Origin of the sequence: Burkholderia cepacia ATCC 25416 (assembly GCF_001411495.1) — a bacterium.
In the GTDB taxonomy this organism is placed as follows: domain Bacteria; phylum Pseudomonadota; class Gammaproteobacteria; order Burkholderiales; family Burkholderiaceae; genus Burkholderia; species Burkholderia cepacia.
Map to the genome: position 1 here is coordinate 636,832 of NZ_CP012983.1, position 22,745 is coordinate 659,576.

General features: G+C 65.3%; 23 protein-coding genes. 13 read left to right on the forward strand and 10 right to left on the reverse strand.

All coding sequences use genetic code 11. From position 1 onward, the window contains the following. Positions 1 to 37 precede the first annotated feature (37 nt). Positions 38 to 772, reverse strand: coding sequence for an ABC transporter substrate-binding protein (locus APZ15_RS35075; protein ID WP_027792779.1), 735 nt, complete (start codon positions 770 to 772; stop codon positions 38 to 40). Positions 773 to 1,183: 411 nt separating this feature from the next. Here APZ15_RS35075 and APZ15_RS35080 point away from each other — a divergent pair, with 411 nt between their 5' ends. After that, a complete protein-coding gene (locus tag APZ15_RS35080) occupies positions 1,184 to 2,635 on the forward strand; it encodes a DEAD/DEAH box helicase (RefSeq protein ID WP_027792778.1) in 1,452 nt (483 codons plus the stop codon). 157 nt (positions 2,636 to 2,792) lie between these two features. Further along, complete coding sequence (locus tag APZ15_RS35085; RefSeq protein ID WP_027792777.1) at positions 2,793 to 3,392, forward strand: DJ-1/PfpI family protein; 600 nt, start codon at positions 2,793 to 2,795, stop codon at positions 3,390 to 3,392. Here the strand turns inward: APZ15_RS35085 and APZ15_RS41505 are convergent. Then, complete coding sequence (locus APZ15_RS41505) at positions 3,373 to 3,576, reverse strand: hypothetical protein (protein WP_138143351.1); 204 nt, start codon at positions 3,574 to 3,576, stop codon at positions 3,373 to 3,375. The two genes, APZ15_RS35085 and APZ15_RS41505, sit on opposite strands and share 20 nt — an antisense overlap. Then, complete coding sequence (locus tag APZ15_RS35090; protein ID WP_034196292.1) at positions 3,573 to 3,788, reverse strand: hypothetical protein; 216 nt, start codon at positions 3,786 to 3,788, stop codon at positions 3,573 to 3,575. The genes APZ15_RS41505 and APZ15_RS35090 overlap by 4 nt, the downstream gene beginning before the upstream one ends. A gap of 202 nt (positions 3,789 to 3,990) precedes the next feature. Between APZ15_RS35090 and APZ15_RS35095 the strand changes: the two genes are divergently transcribed. Further along, on the forward strand, positions 3,991 to 4,305 hold the full coding sequence (locus tag APZ15_RS35095) for a hypothetical protein (RefSeq protein WP_027792775.1): 315 nt from the start codon (positions 3,991 to 3,993) through the stop codon (positions 4,303 to 4,305). 14 nt (positions 4,306 to 4,319) lie between these two features. Here the strand turns inward: APZ15_RS35095 and APZ15_RS35100 are convergent, their stop codons facing one another. Beyond that, entirely contained in the window at positions 4,320 to 5,225 is a 906-nt protein-coding gene (locus APZ15_RS35100; RefSeq protein WP_027792774.1) for a helix-turn-helix transcriptional regulator, read from the reverse strand. Between the two features lie 269 nt (positions 5,226 to 5,494). On the opposite strand from APZ15_RS35100, the gene APZ15_RS35105 reads away from it, so the two are divergent. Then, entirely contained in the window at positions 5,495 to 6,442 is a 948-nt protein-coding gene (locus APZ15_RS35105) for a GlxA family transcriptional regulator (protein ID WP_027792773.1), read from the forward strand. 92 nt (positions 6,443 to 6,534) lie between these two features. Here the strand turns inward: APZ15_RS35105 and APZ15_RS35110 are convergent, their stop codons facing one another. The 6 genes from APZ15_RS35110 to APZ15_RS35135 all read right to left on the reverse strand — a co-directional run bounded on the left by APZ15_RS35110 (position 6,535) and on the right by APZ15_RS35135 (position 10,990). Then, positions 6,535 to 7,020, reverse strand: a complete 486-nt coding sequence (locus APZ15_RS35110; protein WP_027792772.1) for a YybH family protein — start codon at positions 7,018 to 7,020, stop codon at positions 6,535 to 6,537. 124 nt (positions 7,021 to 7,144) lie between these two features. Continuing rightward, the gene (locus tag APZ15_RS35115; protein ID WP_370448754.1) at positions 7,145 to 8,017 is read right to left on the reverse strand and encodes a DJ-1/PfpI family protein; all 873 of its coding nucleotides are present in this window, start codon (positions 8,015 to 8,017) and stop codon (positions 7,145 to 7,147) included. Between the two features lie 134 nt (positions 8,018 to 8,151). Continuing rightward, positions 8,152 to 8,898 carry an SDR family oxidoreductase gene (locus APZ15_RS35120; RefSeq protein WP_027792770.1) on the reverse strand — a complete coding sequence of 249 codons (747 nt, stop codon included), beginning with the start codon at positions 8,896 to 8,898 and terminating at the stop codon, positions 8,152 to 8,154. A 340-nt stretch (positions 8,899 to 9,238) separates the two neighbouring features. Then, positions 9,239 to 10,084, reverse strand: a complete 846-nt coding sequence (locus tag APZ15_RS35125; protein ID WP_027792769.1) for an MBL fold metallo-hydrolase — start codon at positions 10,082 to 10,084, stop codon at positions 9,239 to 9,241. 29 nt (positions 10,085 to 10,113) lie between these two features. Beyond that, a complete protein-coding gene (locus APZ15_RS35130) occupies positions 10,114 to 10,440 on the reverse strand; it encodes a hypothetical protein (RefSeq protein WP_027792768.1) in 327 nt (108 codons plus the stop codon). A gap of 7 nt (positions 10,441 to 10,447) precedes the next feature. Further along, positions 10,448 to 10,990, reverse strand: coding sequence for a hypothetical protein (locus tag APZ15_RS35135; protein ID WP_027792767.1), 543 nt, complete (start codon positions 10,988 to 10,990; stop codon positions 10,448 to 10,450). A gap of 166 nt (positions 10,991 to 11,156) precedes the next feature. Here APZ15_RS35135 and APZ15_RS35140 point away from each other — a divergent pair, with 166 nt between their 5' ends. The 9 genes from APZ15_RS35140 (at position 11,157) to APZ15_RS35185 (ending at position 22,489) form a co-directional block, all read left to right on the forward strand. Next, on the forward strand, positions 11,157 to 12,110 hold the full coding sequence (locus APZ15_RS35140; RefSeq protein WP_049097015.1) for a LysR substrate-binding domain-containing protein: 954 nt from the start codon (positions 11,157 to 11,159) through the stop codon (positions 12,108 to 12,110). 606 nt (positions 12,111 to 12,716) lie between these two features. After that, positions 12,717 to 13,808, forward strand: a complete 1,092-nt coding sequence (locus APZ15_RS35145; protein WP_034196290.1) for a triacylglycerol lipase — start codon at positions 12,717 to 12,719, stop codon at positions 13,806 to 13,808. A gap of 652 nt (positions 13,809 to 14,460) precedes the next feature. Further along, a complete protein-coding gene (locus APZ15_RS35155) occupies positions 14,461 to 15,954 on the forward strand; it encodes an MFS transporter (protein WP_034196229.1) in 1,494 nt (497 codons plus the stop codon). A gap of 9 nt (positions 15,955 to 15,963) precedes the next feature. Further along, entirely contained in the window at positions 15,964 to 16,551 is a 588-nt protein-coding gene (locus APZ15_RS35160; protein ID WP_027792763.1) for a hydrolase, read from the forward strand. A 58-nt stretch (positions 16,552 to 16,609) separates the two neighbouring features. Further along, on the forward strand, positions 16,610 to 17,773 hold the full coding sequence (locus APZ15_RS35165; protein WP_027792762.1) for a quinone oxidoreductase family protein: 1,164 nt from the start codon (positions 16,610 to 16,612) through the stop codon (positions 17,771 to 17,773). 102 nt (positions 17,774 to 17,875) lie between these two features. Next, positions 17,876 to 19,114, forward strand: a complete 1,239-nt coding sequence (locus tag APZ15_RS35170) for a CaiB/BaiF CoA transferase family protein (RefSeq protein ID WP_049097012.1) — start codon at positions 17,876 to 17,878, stop codon at positions 19,112 to 19,114. After that, on the forward strand, positions 19,111 to 19,983 hold the full coding sequence (locus APZ15_RS35175; RefSeq protein WP_027792760.1) for an HpcH/HpaI aldolase/citrate lyase family protein: 873 nt from the start codon (positions 19,111 to 19,113) through the stop codon (positions 19,981 to 19,983). The genes APZ15_RS35170 and APZ15_RS35175 overlap by 4 nt, the downstream gene beginning before the upstream one ends. Continuing rightward, positions 19,980 to 21,473 carry an MmgE/PrpD family protein gene (locus APZ15_RS35180; protein WP_027792759.1) on the forward strand — a complete coding sequence of 498 codons (1,494 nt, stop codon included), beginning with the start codon at positions 19,980 to 19,982 and terminating at the stop codon, positions 21,471 to 21,473. The genes APZ15_RS35175 and APZ15_RS35180 overlap by 4 nt, the downstream gene beginning before the upstream one ends. Next, on the forward strand, positions 21,470 to 22,489 hold the full coding sequence (locus tag APZ15_RS35185) for a cyclase family protein (RefSeq protein WP_027792758.1): 1,020 nt from the start codon (positions 21,470 to 21,472) through the stop codon (positions 22,487 to 22,489). The genes APZ15_RS35180 and APZ15_RS35185 overlap by 4 nt, the downstream gene beginning before the upstream one ends. The last annotated feature ends 256 nt before the right edge of the window (positions 22,490 to 22,745 follow it).

Sequence of the window (22,745 nt, forward strand, 5' to 3'; positions counted from 1 at the left end):
CGCGCCGCGCGGCGGCTTGCTGCCGAGCCGCTTTCGATCAACCCGGCGGCGCGACGGATGCGCCGGTGATGCCATGCCGTCGCAGCGCATCCGCGACGAAGCCCGACGCCTTCATTTCCTCGACGAACGCATTCAGCGCCGCGGCGGCGGCTTCGCCGCGACTCTTCGGCACGCCCATTGCCTGCCGGATCACCATGAACCGTTCGTCGAGCAGGCGCAGGCCGGGCGTTTTCGCCGCATCGGCCTCGAGCTGCTGCTTCACGCCCGCCGCGACTTCCAACTGCTGGTCGACGAAGGTCTGTACGACGGCTTGCGACGACGGTGCACGCACGATCTGCGCGGCCTTCAGCTCGCGTGTGAGGAACAGGTCGTACGCGCTGCCCTTGCCGACGGTCACGCGGTTGTGAGGCTGGTCGACGTCCGCGTTCGTGCGGATCGGCGACGCATCGCGCACGAGATAGAACCCCTCGATCAGCACGTACGGCGCCGTGAACGCGACCGTTTCGCCGCGCAGCGGGTCGACCGCGAAGAAACCGAAATCGGCACGCTCGTCGGTCAGCGCCTGCACCGATTTGGCCGCGGTGTCGAACACCACGAGTTCCAGCTCGGCCGACAGGCGTTCGGCGAACGCGCGCGCGAGGTCGATCGACACGCCGAACGGTTCGCCGGTTTCCGGGTCGCGGTTCGCGAGGATCGGGTTGCCGAGATTGATCGACGCGCGCAGCTTGCCGGTAGGCGTGAACGCGGAGAGGACGGAGGGGGCGAGAGGCATGGGTGGCTCGTTGCGGTCGTAGGGTCAGGGTTCCGGGCGTGTCGATGGGTGTGTCGATGCGAGTCGAAGCACGACTGTGCGCCGGCATCGAGCTTATCACCCGGCTTTCGTGACGGGGCCGCATCGAGCGTCGCGAGCCAGCGTTCGTCGCCGACCCGGAGACGCGATACATCAGCCTTCCCGCCACGGCGCTGCCTGACCGTGGGCCATGAAGTCGTAAACAGGCAAATGACCGACCGGCGGCGAGCGCGCTTTTGAAGTCGAAAAGGGGCTGGAATCGCTTTTTGCTTTACGCCCATGGCGGCTTCCGGTTTGCCGTGCCGTTCCACGTCGCGGGCGTCCGGCCGGGCGCGGCGGGCCTTGATCCGTCCGGCAACCGCTAGAATTGCGGTTTTAGCCCGGAATACGTCCATGTCTTTTGCCTCGCTCGGCCTGATCGATCCCTTGCTGCGTAACCTGCAGGACCTCAATTACCAGGCTCCTACGCCGGTGCAGGCCAAGGCGATTCCTGCCGTGCTCGGCGGCAAGGACGTGATGGCCGGGGCCCAGACCGGCACCGGCAAGACGGCGGGTTTCGCACTGCCGCTGTTGCAGCGGCTGGTGCAGCACGGCCCGGCGGTGTCCAGCAACCGCGCGCGCGTCCTGGTGCTGGTGCCCACGCGAGAACTGGCCGAACAGGTGCTGCAAAGCTTCATCGCTTACGGCAAGGGCCTCGACCTGCGATTCCTGGCCGCGTACGGCGGCGTGAGCATCAACCCGCAGATGATGAAGTTGCGCAAGGGCGTGGATGTGCTCGTGGCCACGCCGGGCCGGTTGCTGGATCTGAATCGCCAGAACGCGGTGCAGTTCGATCAGGTTCAAACGCTGGTGCTGGACGAAGCCGACCGCATGCTGGATCTCGGCTTCGCGCGCGAACTGAACGCCGTTTTTGCCGCGTTGCCCGCCCAGCGCCAGACGCTGCTGTTCTCGGCCACGTTTAGCGACGAGATCCGCGCGATGGCGGCGAGCATTCTGCGCGGCCCGGTCAACATCAGCGTCAGCCCGCCCAACGCCACGGCCAGCAAGATCAAGCAGTGGGTGGTGCCGGTGGACAAGCGGAACAAGCCCGACCTCTTCATGCACCTCGTGGCCGAGAACAAGTGGGAGCATGCGCTGGTGTTCGTCAAGACGCGCAACGGCGTGGATTACCTGGCGGCCATGCTGGACGAAGCCGGTTATGCGGTCGACACCATCCACGGCGACAAGCCGCAACCCGCGCGCTTGCGCGCGCTGGAGCGCTTCAAGACGGGTGAAGTCCAGATGCTGGTCGCCACCGACGTGGCGGCGCGCGGGCTCGATATCGACGATCTGCCGCTGGTGATCAACGTCGATCTGCCGATCGTCGCGCAAGACTATGTGCACCGGATCGGCCGTACCGGGCGCGCGGGCGCCAGCGGTGTCGCGGTGTCCCTGGTGTGTGCCGACGAAGCGCCGCAACTGGCCGCGATCGAAGCGCTGATCCGGCAAACGCTGCGCCGTGAAGAAGAGCCGGGTTTCGAGGCCGAACACCGCGTGCCGGAAACCAGCGCGACGGGTCAGATCATCAAGAAACCCAAAAAGCCGAAGAAGCCGAAAGTGCAGCAAGCGGTGCCCGCTGCCAGACAGGTGCCCGGTAAAAAGCCGCGCCCGCAAGCGCAAGGTGGAGAAAGCAGGCACAAGCCTGCGGCGGCGCACGCAAAGCCGGCCGGTAACGAACCGGATTACACGATCGGCAGCCCGTTCAGCGTGCAGAAACCGCGCGGCAAACCGGCGGGCAAGCCGGCTGCGGGATCGCGCAAGCCGGCCGGCAAACCCGCCGGTGGCCGTGGCAAGCGGCAGCCTTGACGTGTCGGGACGAGTCACGCCGGTCGTTGAATATGGCTGGCGGCCCGCCGGCAGCTTCAAGGAGGTTGCATCGACGGGATGAATCCGGCGTAACGCCAGGCCATTCGCGTCGGCGATCTGGCAATATGCATCGACGGACTTCGGACACGGGCACCCCATGCACATCGCCATTCTGACCTTTCAGGGCTTCAACGAACTCGATTCCCTCATCGCACTGGGCGTGCTCAATCGCATCAAGAAGCCCGACTGGCGGGTCACGCTTTCATGCCCGGAGCATTTCGTCACATCGATGAACGGGGTGACCGTGCAGGCGCAGTCGACATTGGCCGACGCATGCACAGCGGATGCCGTCATCGTCGGGAGCGGCGTTCGAACCCGGGATGTCGTCAACGACGCGACGCTGATGGAGCAGTTGAAACTCGATCCCGCCTGGCAACTGATCGGTGCCCAGTGTTCGGGCACGCTGGTTCTGGCCAAGCTCGGCTTCCTCGACAACGTCCCGGCCTGTACGGACCTCACGACCAAACCGTGGGTACTCGAGGCGGGCGTCGAAGTCCTCAATCAGCCGTTCTTCGCTCGGGGTAACGTCGCAACGGCAGGCGGCTGTTTTGCTTCGCAATACCTGGCCGCGTGGATCATCGCGCGCCTCGAGGGCGAGGAAGCCGCGCGCAGCGCACTTCATTACGTTGCGCCGGTCGGGGAGAAGGATGAGTACGTTTCCCGTGCGCTGTCGAACATCACGCCTTATCTGCCGTAATGCGATAAAAAATCGCACTGCGTTCATCGCGGGTCATGCGGTGTTCGCGATGGCGGCTTCTTCGGCGCCCTCGGTTCGCAATCGCCTTGCCGGCGGCAGCCGTGACTTTCGTTTTCCCTTGCTTGCGGATGTCGGATACCACCGAATCGGGACGCGTGATGGGGTCCAGATCCGCGAGGTTCAATGCACGTCATTTGCGACGATGGACGCCAACGCTCGAGCGCCGTCGTGCTGGGCCGTGTCTTCAGTGGAAAAGATGTGGTGACTGAATGCGATCAGTTTGAAGCCGGACCCCGTGGGACGAGGGACGGTGATACCCCAGTGCCAGCCACCGTCCTGCTGGAACACGTGGAGGGCAGGGGGTGCCTGATTCAGTGCTGATGAAAAAGTCGTCATGGCGTGCTCTCCCGTCATGGGGCGACTGCAGGGCAACTACATCGGATGCGCGAACCCAGTCTACGGGCACTTTTGCTGCAGCGCAATATCCGGATGACGCGAACGTGCCGATGTGCCGCGCGCCACAATTTTGAAATACAAATATGCAGCGTCGGAGATGGCTGGCATATTGATGTGACGATTAAGAATGTTCGGAGGCTTCATGGACCGCAGTTCGCTTGTGTGGGCGGGGGTACCGCATAGCAGCGATGGCGTCGTGTTTCAGGCTCGGGTCGGCCGCGGGCTTCAGCGCTTTCATGTTTCCCGGTTGATTCTCGAGAAGGCATGCGACCTCGAGCGACTGGCATCCGATGCGCGACAGCTCGAATGCTTTTACGAGCATCTGGCCTCGATCCTGGCAGTCGCCCGGAAGACGCGCTCGAATGCGAAAGCCGATACGGTTTCGCTGAAGGTTTCCGATTTTGCCCGAACGGGCAGCGTGCGTGCCGGGCAGGATGCCCGGGCGGGGATGCGATGAGTATCGCGGAGGCCTCAGATGTTGTCCGCGCGCCAACGACGCGGTGACACGCCGGTGACGCGCGTAAATGTTCTGGTGAAGTGGCTCTGATCCGCGAAGCCGCAGATATCCGAGATCATGTGCAGCGGCATGGATGACGTGCGCATGTACATGATTGCGCGCTCGATGCGCTGATTGATCAGCCAGCGATGGGGCGGCAACCCGGTCGTCTGATGAAAGGCTTTGACAAAGTAGCCGCGAGACAGGCCGCACGCTTTTGCGACATCGGCAATCGAGACGTTCCCGGTCAGGTGCTCGAGAAGAAATCCTTTCGCCATTCGCTCCTGCCACGCCGTGAGCTTGCCCGTCGACTTCTCCTGCCGCTCGCTCACGCCGCCGTACTGGCGCGCGACATGCGTCTGAAAGGCGAGCGCGACGTGGTCGACGAAGAGCCGGGAGGCATGCCCGGGCTGCGCCAAAGCGGGGAGCAGGGCCTGGCCCAGGCGATGAATGATCGGGTCCACCTTGCTCAAATGCGGTGGCAGGTAAAGCTGTGGCCGCTGCCTGCCCCCGAGTTCATCGACTGTCTCCTCCAGCGTTCGGCGGGGGAGGTGAAAATGGATGCAGTCGAACGTTCCCTTCAGGTCGGAAACCCATCTGCGATCGAGGTCATGGATCGTGACGGTTCCTGCTTGATAGGGGACGAAACGAGCGACACGTCCGTCAAGCCACAATTCCTGTTCGCCGAACGCGCGCAATTGCAACACGACGAGATCGGCGTCTTCAAGTTCGTATGGCGCGGTTCGGCCGATATCCCTGCGAGATGTCTTCAGCCGACTGATGCTGACCTGTGAGTGCGGCAACGTCTGCGTGACGACGCTTTGCCTGAGGTCGGCCGGCATGAAATCAGATGATGCGTTGTCCGACTGTGCGGCAGTCATAAGTCCGCGGGAACGTGAAGAATGGGGCGGCGAAGTATATCAAAGCAAAATTTGGCTGGCGTGCGCGTGTCGCCGATGTAGTGGCGGAGCGTGAATTCGGCGTGACGTGAGCCGCGCTCCTGTCCCGGCCGGGTCGATGTCGGCGATTGGACATACGGACAATCGATCAGCGCGTAAAGGACGTTTTTCCCTCGTTTCAGGCGGAATGTCGTTATTTGAGGGTTCCGGATAAAATGCGACTTTCCGGGTTTTCAGTTAACGACTTCGTCATGCATCGAATCGGATTCTTCGTTTGCCGTGGCTACGATGTGCTCGATCTGGGTGGGCCGCTGTCGGCCTTCAATCAGGTGGCCACCGTGGCGGGCCACACGCCGTACGACCTCCAGGTCATCTCGCAGTCCGGCGGCCCGGTTCCCGGCAATACGGGCGTTTCGATCGAAACGCGGCCGATCGGACGGCGCACGTTCGACACCGTCATTTTCGTGGGCGGGGAGATCGAGCCGATGCGGGCTCCGGAGAACATCGCCGCTGCCAGGAAACTCGGCGCCCGGGCCTCACGGGTGGCAAGCGTGTGTACGGGGGCGTTCCTGCTGGCGGAAACCGGCTTGCTGGACGGCGTGAGAGCCACGACGCACTGGCTGTACGCGGCTCAGTTGCAGTCGCGCTTCCCGCGCACCCGGGTCGAAGGCGACAGTATCTATATCGAGGAGGGTCGCATCTGGACGTCGGCGGGCATCGCCTCCGGAATCGACCTGGCGCTCGGCATGATTGAACGGGATATGGGTGCGGAGATTGCGCGTGCTGTCTCCAGGTATCTGGTCGTTCCGTATCGCCGACCGGGCGGCCAGTCCCAATTCTCGGCGATGTCGCAGATGGAGCCGGAATCGGACCGGATCCGCATCGCGCTGAATTTTGCCCGGGAGCACCTGGCCGAAGCGTTGCCCGTCGAACGGCTCGCCGATGCAGCACGATTGAGTGTGCGGCAGTTCGGACGCGCATTTCGCCGGGAAACCGGTGAAACACCTGCGAAGGCGGTCGAGCGCCTGCGAGTCGAGGCGGCGCGGCTGCGCCTGCAGAGTGGTAGCGAACCGATCGAACAGATTGCGCTGGCGGTGGGGTTCACCGATCCGGAGCGGATGCGCAGGGCCTTCATCAAACTGCATGGGCACCCGCCGCAAGCGATTCGACGCGAGAGCCGATCGAACGGCGCGCGCTGATCGGCTGCCGGCCGATCAGCGCGCTGCCCATGAATGTCTGTCTAACGGATTAGTCGTGCTGCGGGCAGGTCATGATCCGTTTCGCCGGATGCTCATTGGTCGTTCGTCGGCAGCGGACCGTAATCGTTCCACATGTCGCGATGCAGCTTCCACGCGCCGCCCTGCTTCAGAAAGATGAGCGTCTGCTTGCCGCGGTATTTGAGCTTTCCGTCGTGGTCATGGATCTCCGTATCCGAAACCTCGGTCACGACCCGGTCGTTGCCGTAGAACTCGTAGTTGCTGAACGATACGGTGACAGGCTTCGATCCGCCATACCCTTTGGTGAGGTATTCGGTGATCGCGCGGCCCCCCGTTACCTTGTCGCCGCCGGGCGGCAAGAGTGTGCCGTCGCGGGTATAGAGGCGACCGATTGATTCGTAGTCTCCTCGCGCGAAGGCATCCGCCCATCGTGCATTCTCGGCTTTGATGGCCGCTTCGGGCGGATGTTGCGAACCACCGGCAGATGCCGGCGTTGCAAACGCGAAAAAGGTGACGCAGGCTGCTGCAAGTGCGGTAGCGAAAGTACGATTCTGTTGCATCGGGTGATTTCCGGTTAGAGATCGAATTGAGAGGACTGCGAAAATTGGCAGGGCGGGCAGGCAATGTCGGAGCCGGCGATCATCGAGGCCTGCAAACGGCCCGCGCACATTGCCGGCGCATGTCTCACCGAACGCCAGGAATGCGTGCGAGCCCCCTGGAGGCGCCGGGCAATTCCTTGTCGACCATCGCGACGACTTCCGGCCGCGCGTCCCTCGGATGGCCGGAGTGGAACGGCGGCGCGGGATCGTATTCGATCACGAGTTGCGTGAATTCGGCCGCCTGTCGGCCGCGCAGCTTCTCCGCCACGCGAAGCGCGAAGTCGATGCCCGCCGTCACGCCGCCGCCGCTCATGAACCGGCCGTTGTCGTCTTCCACGAAGCGGTCGGGAACGGGAATCGCGCCATATTCGGCCAGCTTGTTGACGAAGGCCCAATGGCACGCGCTTCGCTTGCCCTTGAGCACGCCCGTTGCAGCGAGCACGAGCGATCCGTTGCAGACCGACGTAACGTGCCTGGCGCTTTCCGCCAGGCGCCGGATCTGCGCCTGGTACGCGGGTCGCATCGGCGCCGTCAAATCGGACCCGCCGGGGACCAGAATCACGTCCGTCTTCTCGATGTCGGCCAGCCGCTCGGTCTTGCCGTACACGACGCCGAATTCGAGCGTCACGTTGCCGCCATCGAGGCTCGCGTAGCGGACGTTCGTATTCGGCAGCCGATGGAAGATCTCGCTGGGGCCGGCGAAGTCGAGCAGCGTCCCGCCGTCGTAATTGACGATCAGGATGTTGAGCGGTTCATTCGGAGCAAGTTCGCCCTTGCTGCCGGCCTGCGCAAGAGCAGGGGTGGTGTGCGCGAGCAACGCGCTGCCGCCCAGGATGGCGCCGAGGGTGGCGGCGCCCCCCAGCTTGAGGGCATCGCGGCGCGAACGGCCCGCTCTCGTGAGCGGTGTTCCGGAAGCATTGTCTTCGCTACGGTCGGTCAAGATCGTTTCTCCTTGCACTTCGGCCCCTCTGCGAGCGCAACCAGATTGGGCCGGATTGAATGGCCGCCGCGACGAACGGCGTGGCGGACGTGAGATCGGGATGGGGATGAGCCCGCATGATTTGCAGGGCTCAGGCATCGCGCGCCGCAGGCTTAAAGCTGCGACGCGCCGCCATCGACGACCAGTTCGGTGCCGACGACATACGACGATTCGTCGCTGGCGAGATAGAGCGCCGCGTACGCTATGTCCGTGGCGTTGCCCATGCGGCCCACCGGAATGGTTTCGGCGAATTCGGCCTTGCGGTCGCGAACCCATTCGTCGGGCATGCCCCATTTGGTGAGCAGCGGAGTGTCGATCACACCGGGCGCGATCGCGTTGAAGCGGATCTTGCGGTCGAGAAACTCGTAGGACCAGCTGCGGGCGAGCGATCGTACGGCGGCTTTCGCTGCCGCGGTCAACGAGATGCCATGCTTGCCGGTCTGCGCGACGAACGATGTATTGAGAATGAACGAGGCGCCTGGCCGCAGGTCCGGCAGCACCGCCTGAAGCGTGAACACCACGCCCTTGACGTTGATGTCCATGATCTCGCCATAGAGCGCGTCGTCGATGTCGTTGACCGCGGACGGGAACGCCCAGCCCGCGTTCGCGAATACGACATCCAGGCCGCCGAACGTCTCCTTGACCTCGGCGGCAATCGCCCGCATGTCGTCGAGCGAACGGACGTCGCCCTTGAGAACGAGCGCATGTTCGCCAAGCTCGGCCTTCACGCGCTCGAACACCGTCTCATCGCGGCCCGTCACCGCTACGCGGGCGCCTTCCGCAATGAACAGCTTCGCGGTTGCGAGGCCGATACCGCTGGTACCACCGGTGATTAATGCTGACTTGTCTTTAAGCCTCATCTTCTGCTCCATTTTTACGTCGTGATTGATCGGGCCGAAGGCTTCAAACGCAATTGCGTTTGTGTGCCTTTTCCGGCTCGATCTTCCACGTGCAGTATGGAACGCGAGGCGTATGGCGCAAAGGTCGTATAACCCTCAAAAAGCGCCACTCGGTTCAAACGGGTGAATAACGCGGCTCGGCGTTTGGCGGGGGCAATGCCCGTTCGCACGCTTCATGTGTGGTCTCGCTGGCGGCGAGTGACATGTGAAGCAGGCGTGCGCGAAGGTCGGACGCGCAGCGGTCGCGATGCGGATGTCCGCGCGATCGCAACGAGTGGCCGGTATCTGGATGCCGTCTGCTTCATTCCTCGCGCTCATAGCGCAAACGGTATCCCCCATTCGTTCGCTCGATGCGTGCGAACCCGCGTTCCCCCAGATGCATGCCGGCGATCAACAGTCCCTCCGAACTGACCTGATCCAGAAGCCGTGACCGCGTAGCAGCGGCCAACGACGCATCGTGATCGAAGGCGATCGACACCTCCGGTCGCTGAATCTGGATATGCGGGAAATGAACCACGTCTCCCCACACAAGAAGCCCCTGATCGCGGGATTCAAGCACATATCCGGTGTGTCCATCGGTGTGCCCCGGTATCGGCAGTGCGTCGATGCCGGGGAGCACTTGTCCGTCGTCGAAAAGACGAAGCCGGTCGCCATAAGCATCGAATACCCGACGCGCCACCAGGAAATTTCCGCGTGCGCGTTCGCTGGCGCGACTCAGATTCGCGTCGTCCTGCCAGAACCCGACCTCGCGTCGATGCACGACCAGTTCCGCGTTCGGGAACGCGATCTCTCCGGCACCGTTCACGAGCCCCCCGACATGATCGGGATGCGCGTGGGTCAGCAGGATGGTGTCGATCGCGGCGGGTTCGATACCGGCCAGCGCCAGGTTCGTCCTGAGTTGGCCGCCCCATTGCCTGAACCCGCCCGCCCCGGCATCGATGAGCACGGTGCGGCCCGCGCCGCGTACGACGTAGCAATTGATGTGTACGGCTTCTGGCTCTTTCTGCCCGGCGTCACGTTGCATGTTCGACGCGTCGGCCGGATCGATATTCGACAGAAAGTCGAGACTCGCGGTGAGGTAGCCATCGCTGATGGCGGTAATCGTGAAATCCCCGACTTGCTGGCCGGGAAAGGTAAGCGTGGCCATCGTGCTTCTCCGGATCGGCGAATGGTGGGCTAGTTGCGGGCGTGAATGTTCGACGCGGTGTAACCAAAACACCGAATGCGCGCGGTGAGGCCGGTGCGCTGAACGATCGCACGATCCAGCGCTTCCATGAACCGGTCCATGACCGCCGACGTGCGGGGCGCCCCGGCGCGATACCGAATGTCCGCGTAGACAGGATGCCCGTGCCCGTGCAGAACCGGCTGAAAAATGATGTGGACGTTCTTGAGTTCCGCGCCGAGTACATGCGTACAGAGCTCGACGCAGTCGCGCGACAGCTCGGCAAGATTTTCGTCAGCGGGCATCCGCTGTGCATCGATCGAGAAAGTGACGTTCGGCATCGTGGGCTTACTCCTGGGCAGTTGAAAGGGCGCGTGCGCTCGTCAGTTGCTCCGTCATCGGCGCGTAAAGGTGAACGCCTTCCGCGCGTTCGTCGACAAGCAGCGTGTTGTTGCGCGGCACGACGGCGAGCCAGCGTCGTGCCGGAAACTGCTCCAGCGCGACGGCTTGCATGGCCAGCGGGTCGAGGCCCAACCGGATCAGCGGATCAGGGCCGCCAGCGCACAGCGCGAGGTGTTCGCCTTCCTCCACCGCCGGGGCCAATCCGATAGCGCCATAGAGATTGCGATGCCAGTCGGTGATGTGCTGCTGCCACTTCGCAAAATTGCCGCCGCCTTTCCGGCGATATTCGTCGCCGGTCAGGACATCGAGACCGTCGATCGTGTGAATCGCCAGATAGACGGGGCAACCGCTGCCGATCGCCTTGAACCGCTGCGACGTGTGAAACCCCGTCACCGAGATCAGGGCAGGCAGCTTTTCAAGGCTGTAGAAGTCGTTCCATTCGGCTTCGCTGTCGACGTCGGCGAAGCTGCATTCCACGGTGTAGATCATCGGATCGTCCTTTGAACAGGGTGCACTTCCGTCAGCGAGCGCTTGATGGTCAGTGCGGTAACGTAATGCTAAGCTCGCATTTGCAGCCCATAAAACGAAATAAAATCAGCCTTCAGTGATATTTGCTCAAGCTGACGTCGAACCCACCCTGACCGGCGAGCCACGCATGCCCCGCAAGATCCCGAGCAATTCCGCGCTGCAGGCGTTCGAAGCCGCGGCCCGACACGGCAGCTTTGCCCGAGCCGCTGATGAACTCGCCCGAACCGAGGGCGCCGTCAGCCGTCAGATCGCCCGGCTGGAGGCGTTCCTGGGTGTCACGCTGTTCGAGCGGATCGGCAACCGGGTACGGCTGGCACCGAACGGTGCGCGGTACGCCGTGCAGGTTCGCGAGATCCTGGACCGCCTGGAACGGGACAGCCTGTACCTGATGGGGCAACCCGTCGAAGGCGCGAGCATCGATATCGCCGCCATTCCGACCTTCGCCACGCGCTGGCTGATCCCCCGGCTGAAACACTTTCAGGACCGGCATCCGAACGTCACGGTGCATATCGCCGAGCGCATGGAACCGTTCCTGCTGGCCGGGAGCGGTTTCGATGCCGCCATTCATTTCGAGCATCCGGCATGGGCGGGGATGCATCTGCATCCGCTGCTGGAGGAAGTGCTGGTGCCCGTGTGCAGTCCGGCGTTGCTGGCGGGCGCCGGGGCGAACCCGTCGCTGGATGCACTGCCACGCCTTCACCGGCGGCAGAACCCGGACGCGTGGCAAGCCTATGCGCAGGAGTCCGGCATCGTGCTGGGCAATTCGGCGGTTGGCGCGCGCTACGATCTCCATTCGATGCTGATCGAAGCGGCGCTCGCGGGCCTGGGTGTCGCGCTGGTGCCGCGTCTTTACGTCGACGCGGAGCTCGAGCAGGGGCGGCTGGTCGCACCCTGGCCGGCGGGCAGGTCCGTCACGAAAAACTTCTGCCTCGTCCTGCCCGAACCGATCGAACTGGCCCAGGGGCCGTTGCAGGCTTTCGCGACGTGGATGCTGAATGACGCCCCGGGCCTGGCACCGTACGGCAGCGCGCGACGCACACCACGAAGCAGACGTCAGCGCGGCGCTTCCTCTCCACGTTGATTCGCCGCACGCAGGCCGCGATCGGGTGCGCTCGCTCGGCGAGACACTGCCTGCCGAATGCGCCCGTCAGTCGCGCGTATGCGCTCAACCGACGGGCCTGCAAAGCCCCAAGACCAACCGTGCTGCCGGCACTGAAAACCGGTTCCACCCGCGCAATGCGGGTTCTTCCACATGATCGTTTGGTCTCCTTTGCATCCTTGATGACCATTGCTCCATGACGGCAACGCGATAAGGCACGTCGGGCGGGGCGACGTGCCGGTGCAAAGCCGTCACGGCGGGATCACAAGACGTCGAGGAAGATCGGTGGATTTAGTGGTTGATGCACCCGTTGTCAACTGACTGGAGGGCCCTGTCTAACTGCCTGCACAGCGTTGTTGAACGTGATTCACTTCGCGTGCTGGTGCGAAAACGTTCGTTTGTGTTCGTTTTTATTCGTTTTCCGGCGTCGGAGTACGTCGGGCCAAACCGTCGCGCCAAGCCGTCGAGTCGGTACGGCCGACATCCCGCGCGCGGGCGACGCTTCAGTGCCGGAAGCGTCGCTGCATCAGCGATTTCCGCATCCTCATCCTCGAGCAACTGACATGTACGTAAAAAATGGAGAGCAAGATGAGCAGATCGATACGAGCGAAAGCAGTGGCGACCGTGGTGGCAATCGCAATGAATGCGGCCCCGGCCGCGAGTGTCGGAACCGTTCTGTCGCTGGCCGGCGCGCAGGCTGCTACCGCCGCGACGACCGCCGTTGACGACTATGCGGCGACCCGGTACCCGATCATTCTCGTGCACGGGCTGACCGGCACCGACAAGTACGGTGGCGTCGTCGAGTACTGGTATCGCATTCCGGAGGACCTGCAGGCGCACGGCGCGGCGGTATACGTTGCCAATCTGTCCGGCTTCCAGAGCGACGATGGCCCGAACGGGCGTGGCGAGCAATTGCTTGCGTTCGTGAAGCAGGTGCTCGCGGCGACGGGCGCGCAGAAAGTGAATCTGATCGGCCATAGCCAGGGCGGCCTGACATCGCGTTATGTTGCGTCCGTTGCGCCGGAACTGGTCGCGTCGGTGACGACGATCAGTACGCCGCACTGGGGCTCGCAATTCGCGGACTTCGTCCAGCAACTGTTGCAGACGGACCCGACCGGCCTGTCGTCGACCGTGCTCGGTGCATTCGCGAATGCGCTCGGCACGTTGACGAGCAGCAACTTCAATACGAACCAGAATGCGATTCAGGCGTTGTCGGTGCTGACGACGGCAAAGGCCGCCGCGTACAACCAGAAATTCCCGAGCGCAGGGCTCGGTGCGCCGGGATCGTGTCAAACCGGCGCGTCGACCGAGACTGTCGGCGGCAATACGCACCTGCTTTATTCGTGGGGCGGCACGGCGATCCAGCCGACAGCGACGGTGGCCGGCGTGACTGGGGCCGTCGATACGAGCGTGAGCGGGGCCATCGATCCGGCGAACGCGCTCGATCCGTCGACGCTGGCACTCCTCGGCAGCGGCACGGTGATGATCAATCGCAGCGCCGGTCAGAACGACGGCGTCGTGTCGCAATGCAGCGCGCGGTTTGGCCAGGTGCTCGGCACGTATCACTGGAATCACACCGATGCGATCAACCAGATCCTCGGCGTGCTCGGCGCGAATGTGGAGGATCCGGTTGCGGTAATCCGCACGCACGCGAACCGCTTGAAGAATCAAGGCGTGTAATCGATGACAGGGAGCAAGCGCGGCATCGCGCGACGCAGGCATGTCCGGCGTCGCGCCTGCCGCGATCCGGGCGCGATCGGGCGGATCGCCGTGCATCGGGCGATTGCTTCAGCGCGTCGTCGATAACGGTCACCAGGGCGTGGCTTATCCGTGCTTCGGCGCGGTCGATACGCGCTTCATCGCGGAACCGTTCCGGAGGCGCCGGCGCGCTGTCGTGACGGCAATCGGCCATGCTGCCGCGTCAGTCTCGAACGCGTCAGGATCTCATCGTGCGGGCGCAGGGCGCAACGACGTCGATTACCCCGCACTCGCGAGTGTGGTGCCGGTCTAGAGCCACCGCTCTGGATTCCCGTTGCGCTGCCGCATAAAACGATCGTCATCCGCAGGGAGTGCACGGAGAAAATCGCTTCGTACTCCATCTAAAAAATTCATCGCGATCCGGGAGTATGACCGTCCAGCAAGGAATGCCGGGCGTTTGACGATTTCATTCCCGGCTCGCAGGGGACGCGCTCGATCGTCAGATTCGCGATCCGCATTCAAGCGACGAATGTGTGCATCGCAACAATCCATTTCATTCACGGCAATCGTAACGGTAAGGTGAACGCACGTTCGAATTTGATCGAGCGATGCGAAACCACCCTGTGACGATGCCATGACAACGAACCGCGATCGACCTGCCAAAGTGTCAGCCCCGCCTTCCGGTGTCACGCCGGCGGGCGGCAATGCGCGTGCGGCGGGCCCGCGCCTGCCGGCCAGGCTGGTGGGCCCCATCGTGCTCGGCACGCTGCTCAACGCGCTGAACTCGTCGATGATCGCGGTCGCGCTCGTCAGCATCCAGCAGGCGTTCAACCCGCACGGGCAGGAACGCATCGACACCATGTGGCTCGTGTCGGGCCTTTATCTCGCGACGGCCGTCGGCCAGCCGACGATGGGGCGGCTTGCCGACCGGTTCGGCGCGAAGCGGATCTTCTGCATCGGCCTCGCGATCGTATTGATCGCGTCCGCGCTCGCGCCGTTCGCACCGTCGCTCGGGTGGCTGATCGCGTCGCGCGTCGCGCTCGGCATCGGCACGTCGGCCGCGTATCCGGCCGGCATGGCGATGATCCGCACGTGGTCGCAGCGGCACGCGAACGGCGCGACGCCGACGGGCGGACTCGGCGCGATCTCGGTGGCGGCACAGGTGGCCGTCGCGTTCGGGCCGCCGCTCGGCGGCGCGCTCGTGCAGTTCGCCGGCTGGCGCGCGATCTTCTGGATCAACGTGCCGATCGTGCTGCTGGCGTTCGTGCTGGCGTGGTTGTGGATTCCGGCCGACGTCGTCCCGCGCGGCGCGCAGCAACGCCGCACGCTGCGGGGCACGCTGAAGGAGCTGGACCTGCCGGGCGTCGTGCTGTTCGTCCTGACGCTCGCGAGCCTGCTGCTGTTCCTGCAATCGATCACGCACGATCCCGACTGGCTGCTGCTCGTCGCGACGCTGGTGCTGTGCCCGGTGCTGGTCGGGCACGAGCGGCGGGCCGCGACGCCGCTGATCGACATCCGCATGCTCGGCGACAACCGCGCGCTCACGAGTACGTACCTGCGTTGCGTCGGCACCTACGCGGTGTTCTACGCGATCTTCTATGCGCTGCCGATGTGGCTGCAGGAGGCCAAGCACCTGTCCGCCGCCGATGCCGGCCTCGTGATGCTGCCGGTCGCCGGGATCGGCACCGTGGCGACGATGCTCGCGACCCGCCTCGCACACCGTCACGGCTCGCGGCCGGTGCTGATCATCGGCTCCGCGATGCTGTGCGTCGGCAGCGTCGTGATGAGCCTGCTCACGAGCGCGATGCCGGTCTGGTCGATCGTACTGCTATCGATCGTGTTCGGCGTGCCGAACGGCTTCAACAATCTCGGCAACCAGGCCGCGCTCTACCAGAGCGCGCCGCACGACCGGATCGGCACGGCTTCGGGGCTGTACCGCACTGCGCAGTATGTCGGCGGCAGCCTGTCGTTTGCGCTCGTCGGGCTGGCGCTCGGCCATCCGGCGAGCGATCGCGGCCTGCGCGAGCTGGCCATCGTCCTGGCGGTCATCAGCGTGCTGCTGCTGCTCAACGCAGCGTCGAGCCGGCACCTGGATACCGCTGCTTCTTCCATCCCCCAACAGAAGTGAGGTTTTGACATGTCCACTCCGACGCTCAATCGCACGGTCGCCCTGGTCGCCATCGATCTGCAGAACGGCATCGTGTCGCTGCCGGTCGTGCCCTACACCGGCGCGCAGGTCGTGGCGAAGACGGTCGAGCTCGCGACCGCGTTCCGCGCGTTGAAGCTTCCCGTGATCTACGTGCACACGAGCTACCAGCCGGACGGCGGCGTTGCGCTGAAGGTCAGGACGGATGCGCCGTCGGCGCCGCCGAATCTCGACCCCGAATGGAGCGCGTTTGCGCCGGCGCTCGGCGTCGGGCCGTCCGACATCGTCGTGACGAAGCACCAGTGGGGCGCGTTCACCGGCACCGACCTCGACGTGCAGCTGCGCCGGCGCGGCATCACGGACATCGTGCTAACCGGGATCGCAACCAACATCGGCGTCGAATCGACGGCGCGCCAGGCATACGAGAACAACTACAACGTCGTCGTCGTCAGCGACGCGGTCAGCACGTCGTCCACCGACGCGCAGACCTTCGCGCTGACGCAGATCTTCCCGAAGCTCGGGCAGGTCGCCGCGACGGCCGACGTGGAGGCGGCACTGAAGCAGGCGTATTCGCGCTGAACGAAGCGGCGTGTTCGGCGTGCACCATTCAAACAGAGTCATTTACCGAGGCATGACGATGATCAAGACCGATGCATGGGTTCTCTACGCAGGACCGGAACCGAGCAGGAAGCAGGCGCCCGTGGCGGGCGAGCTGCGTCGCGAGACCTTCGAATTCTCCGATCTGGAAGCCGACGAGGTGCTGGTCGAGCCGCTGTACGGATCGTGGGAGGCGAACCTGGACCACGCGCTGTCGCGCAATCCGGTCGACATCTGCCGGCAGCGCCGCGAGGACAAGATCGTGCTCGGCAACGGTGCGCTGGTGCGCATCGTCGAGCGCGGCAGTGGCGTGAAGACGCTGAAGGAAGGCGAGATCTGCATGGTGATGCCGTTCGGCAAGCGCGACGAATACGGGTTCGCCGAGCTCGTCTACGCGTACGACGCGCCGGGCACGATCGGCGTGATGGCGCAGCGGACCAAGATGCGCGCCGACAACCTCGTGGCGGTGCCGACGGACAGCCGGCATTCGCTGCTGCAATGGGCGACGTACGGCCGCTACTTCACCGCATGGGACAACTGGAAGGTGGCGTCGACGTGCTGGCGCTCGCAGCTGCCGGACGTCGATCCGGCCGACTACCTGGTGTTCGGCTGGGGCGGCGGCACGACGCTCGCCGAACTGCAGCTCGCGAAGCGCGAGGGTTTTCGCGTCGCGATGACGGCGAGCAACGACCGGCGCCTCGAGGAGCTCGCGAAGCTCGGCATCACGCCGGTCGATCGCCGCAAGTTCCCGAACCTCGCGTATGACGACGAGCGCTACAAGACCGATCCGGAGTACCAGGCGAGCTATCGCGAGTCGGAGCGCGTGTTCGCGGAGACGATCGCGGAGCTGAGCGGCGGCCGCGGCGTCGCGATCTTCCTCGACAACCTCGGCGGCGCACTGTATCGCGCGACGATGCGCGTGGTCGGCCGCACGGGTATCGTCACGACGGTCGGCTGGAAGACCGGGATGCGCCTGTGGAACCTGCGCGCGACGGAGTGCATCAACCGCCGCCTGCACATCCACACGCACGCGTGGCGCTACGACGACAGCATCACGATCCGCGATTTCCAGGAAACGAGCGGCTGGATCGGCGAGGAGCCGACCGAGATCTTCGATTTCGACGAGGTGCCGAAGCTCGCGTCCGACTACCTGAACGGGAAGATCCAGACGTATTTCCCGATCTACCGGATCAACGCCGTCTGAGCGGCAGGTCGCGCGCCGCGCCCGCATCGCTGCAAGACGATTAGTCATGCAGATGATGACGGTGTGCGGCGCGCCGTGCAATCCATCTGACTGGAGAACGGCATGGCCACTGTGGAAATGGGGAGCGTCGACGCCGGTGCGGCGTCGGACGCGTCCAAACCGGCGCCGCTCGACGGCATTCGCGTGATCGACGCCGCGACGTTGTTCGCGGGCCCGCTCGCGGCGACGATGCTGGCGGACTACGGCGCCGACGTGATCAAGGTCGAGCATCCGGACGGCGATCCGGCGCGCAAGTACGGCGCGCGTCGCGACGACGTGCCGTTGTGGTGGAAGGTGCTCGCGCGCAACAAGCGGGCCGTCACGCTGAATCTCGGCACGGCCGACGGCCAGCGGATCTTCCGCGAAATGGCGGCGCAGGCGGACGTGGTCGTCGAGAATTTCCGGCCCGGCACGCTCGAACGCTGGGGGCTCGGTTACGACGTGCTGTCCGCGATCAACCCGCGGCTCGTGCTCGTGCGGGTGACGGGCTTCGGGCAGTTCGGCCCGTATGCGAGCCGCCCCGGCTTCGGTACGCTGGCCGAGGCGATGAGCGGGCTCGCGTCGGTCACCGGCGAGGCCGACGGGCCGCCGCTGCTGCCGTCGTTCCCGCTCGCGGACACCGTCGCGGGGCTGAACGCCGCGTTCGCGATCATGACGGCGCTGAAGGCGCGCGAGCACACCGGGCGCGGCCAGGTCGTCGATCTCGCGATCATCGAGACGATGCTCGCTGCGATGGGCGCGCAGGTCGCGAGCTACGACCAGACGGGCCGGGTGCCCGAACGCACCGGCAATCGTTCGCCGAACAATTCGCCGCGCGGGGTGTACCGCACGTCGGACGGCAAGTGGGTCGCGCTGTCGACGTCGGCGCACAGCATCGCGGAGCGCGTGATGCGCCTCGTCGGCCGTGAGGACCTGATCGACGAACCCTGGTTCGCGAACGGCGCCGAGCGCGCGAAGCATGCGGACGAACTGGATGCGGCGGTCGGCGGCTGGATCGGGCAGCGCTCGCGCGACGACGTGATCGCCGAGTTCGAGCGCGCGCAGGCGGCGGTCGCGCCGATCTACGACGTCGCCGACGTGCTCCGCGATCCGCAGTACGCGGCGCTCGGCTCGGTCGTGTCGGTGCCCGACGCGGAGCTCGGCGCGTTCCGCACGCACAACGTGCCGTTCCGGCTGTCCGACACGCCCGGCGCAATCCGCTGGGGCGGACCGGCGCGCGGCACGCACAACGACGAAGTATTCGGCGCATTGGGGCTGGAGCGGCACGAGATCGCCGATTTGACCGAACGGGGCATTGTATGAAAACCAGCGCAACCTACCGCAGTTACCTCTACGTGCCCGCGCACAAGGCGCAGGTGGTGGACAAGGCGTATGCGAGCGAAGCCGATGCCATCGTGCTCGACCTCGAGGATGCCGTGCCGGCCAGCCACAAGGCCGAAGCCCGTGAGGCGGCCGCCGCGATTCTCGCGGAAGGCCCGCCGAAGCCGACCTACGTGCGGATCAACCCGATCGGCAGCCCGTGGTGTCGCGACGACGTCGACGCGATCGCGCAGCCGGCGCTCCAGGCGCTGCGCCTGCCGAAATGCGACCTGCCGCAGCATATCCAGGAAGTGGCCGGCTGGCTCGACGCGCTCGGCAGCGATGCGGGCATCCAGATCCTGATCGAGTCGGCGTACGGTGTCGAGACGGCTTACCAGCTCGCGACCGCGTCGCCGCGGCTGGAGCGCATCGGGCTCGGCGAGAGCGACCTGCGTGCGGACCTGCAGATCGGCGTCGACAACTTCACGCTCGAGGTGTGCCGCGCGCGCTGCGTCGTGGTGTCTCGCGCGGCGGGGCTCGCCGGGCCGATCCAGACCGTCTATCACACGCTGCCCGATCTCGACGGGCTGAGGGAATCGACGCTGCGCGCCAAGTCGATGGGGTTTCTCGGCCGCTTCGCGATTCATCCGTCGCAGCTCGCGGTGATCAACGAGGTGTTCACGCCGTCGGAAGACGAGATCCGCGCAGCCGAGCGGGTGCTCGAGGCGGTCGATGCGACAGCGGGCAAGGCCTCGGCGTCGTCGGTCTTCGTGCTGCCGGACGGCCGCGTGGTCGCGCCGCCGCTGATCGCCAACGCGCGCGTGACGCTCGCGCTCGCGAACAATCTTCGACTCAGTGGAGCACTGGCATGAGCACACCCGAGACGCTTTCCGCTCCGGCGGCCACTGCCGATCCGGTCGCACCGGACCGGCCCGCGCCACCCGACGGCATCGTCGGCGCGCTCGGCCGCTTCGCGGCGGAGGTGCGCGCCGGAGGGCTGGAATACCGGCTGCGCGTCGAGGCCGCCGCGCGCGTGCTCGACGTGGTCGGCAACAGCCTGATCGCGCACGACGAACCGGTCGTGCAGTCGGTGCTGCAGGTCGCGCGGCGCTGGGCGGGCACCGGCCCGGCGAGCGTGATCGGCGCGCCCGACCGGCTGCCGGCCGCGAGTGCCGCGCTCGTCAACGGCACGCTCGCGCATGCGATGGATTTCGACGATTCGCACATGCTGTCGGTGCTGCATCCGAGTGCGTCGGTGATTCCGGCCGCGCTCGCCGCCGCGCAGGCGAGCGGCGCGTCGGGCGCGGCGCTGCTCGATGCGATCACGGTGGGCACCGAGGTGTGCATCCGGCTGGGCGTCGCCGCCTATAACGAGGGGCTCGGCAATTCGGTGTTTTTCGAGCGCGGCCAGCACGCGACGTCGATCTGCGGCACGGTCGGCGCGGCGGCGGCCGCGGCGATGCTGCTCGGGCTCGACGCCGCGCAGATCGCGGCGGCGCTCGGCATTGCCGCGAGCATGGGCGCGGGCCTGCTCGAAGCGAACCGCACCGGCGGCTCGGTGAAGCGGATTCACTGCGGCTGGGCGGCGCATGCGGGCGTGAGCGCGGCGGAACTGGCGGGCGCGGGCGTCACCGCGCCGCCGACCGCGCTCGAAGGCCGCTTCGGCTTCTTCCATGCGTGGTGCGGCGACCTCGCCGACGTCGACGCGGTGCTGCGCGACCTGGGCGACGAATGGGAGACGAGCCGGATCATCTTCAAGCCGTATCCGTGCAACCACTTCACGCACCCGGGCATCGACGCGGCGCTGCAACTGAAGGCGCAAGGCGTGACGGCGGACGACGTGGTGTCGGCCGAGCTGCGGGTCGCGACGTCGACGCTGCGCACGATCGGCGAGCCGGCGGAGTTGAAGGCGAATCCGCCGAACGGTTATGCGGCGGCGTTCTCGGGGCCGTACACGGTCGCGGCGGCGCTGCTCGGCGGCGGCGGTCTCGGCGTCTGGTTCGACGATTTCGACGATGCGCTTGCGCGGGACCCCGCGCGGCGCGCCCTGGCTGCGAAGGTGCGTTGCGTGGCCGATCCGTGGTGCGATGCGCGCTTCCCGCATTTCCTGCCGGCGGTGCTGCGCGTCGAGCTGCGCGACGGGCAAGTGCGCGAGGCGTGGATCGAGTCGAGCAAGGGCACGAATTCGCGGCCGCTGACCGAACAGGAACTCACCGCGAAATTCGTGCTGGCGGCGAGTTCGGCGCTCGGCATGGAGCGCGCGCTCGCGCTGCGCGACGCGGTACGGTCGCTCGCCGACGATGCGCCGCTCGATGCGCTCGCGGCGCTGACGTCGGGCACTGAAGGAGGACACAGATCTTGAATGCACCCCGCTGGAAAAAGCGGCCACCCGGCTCGAACTGGGGCGACTTCGGTCCCGACGATCAGAAGGGGCGGCTGAACTGGCTGACGCCGGACAAGGTGCGGCAGGGCGCAGCCGAAGTGCGGGAAGGGCTGTCGTTCTCGCTGAGCCTGCCGCTCGACGTGCCGCGCGGCGGCGGGCTGAACGCGCGGCGGCGGCCACCGGCGATCATGCCGGCGCTGCTCGGCGACAAGCCGTATTTCGGTTATCGCGCGGACGAACAGGTTGCGAACGCAACCGATGTGGTCTGCGACGATTCGTTCTGCATGCACTCGCAGTTCTCGACGCAATGGGACGGCCTGTCGCACGTGGGCGGCGTGTTCGACGCGGACGACGACGGCGTGCCTGAAATCGTGTTCTACAACGGCTTCCGGATGGGCGAGCATCTGCGGGTGCCGCAAGAGGGCGACGCGACGGGCGGCGCGCACGCGCTCGGCATCGAGGTGATGGCGCAAACGGGCGTGCAGGGGCGCGGCGTGCTGATCGACCTGCGGCGTCATTTCGGCGACGCGCGCACGAAGGTCGGCTTCGCGCAACTGATGCAGGTGATGGAGGCGGACCGCGTGCAGGTCGAGCGCGGCGACATCGTCTGCATTCACACCGGTTTTGCGGATCTGCTGCTGCATGACGACGGCGGGTCGCCGGTGACGGTCGCGAGCGCGTGCGTGCTGGACAGCAGCGATGCGCGGCTGCTGCAATGGATCGACGAATCGGGGCTGGCCGCGCTCGTGGCCGACAACCATGCGATCGAGGAACGTCCGCAACATGCGCAGCCGCTCGCGCAACCGGGCGCGCTGATGCCGCTTCACGAACTGTGCCTGTTCAAGCTCGGTATTCACCTCGGCGAGCTGTGGCACCTGACGCCGCTCGCGAACTGGCTGCATGCACACGGCCGGAACCGGTTTCTGCTGACCGCGCCGCCGCTGCATATCCGCGGCCTGGTCGGCGCACCGGCGAATCCGGTCGCGACCGTTTGAGCTCGCGGGCGGCCGCCGGGGCGGCGGTCGTCCGCATTTTTTTGCAATGCGACCTTTTTTCAAAAATCGCGAATCAAATGGCCGATTGGCACGGTATCCGGAAGAATCGATGCGAAACGGACCCACTAATTTAAAAAATTAACCAATACCGCTCGATACCTAAAAATATAGATACGTCAAGATTGGACTATTCTTGTGCATTGCACTAAATATCAGGGGATTGCTCCGATTGCGGAATTTCGCGATCGCAATCGGA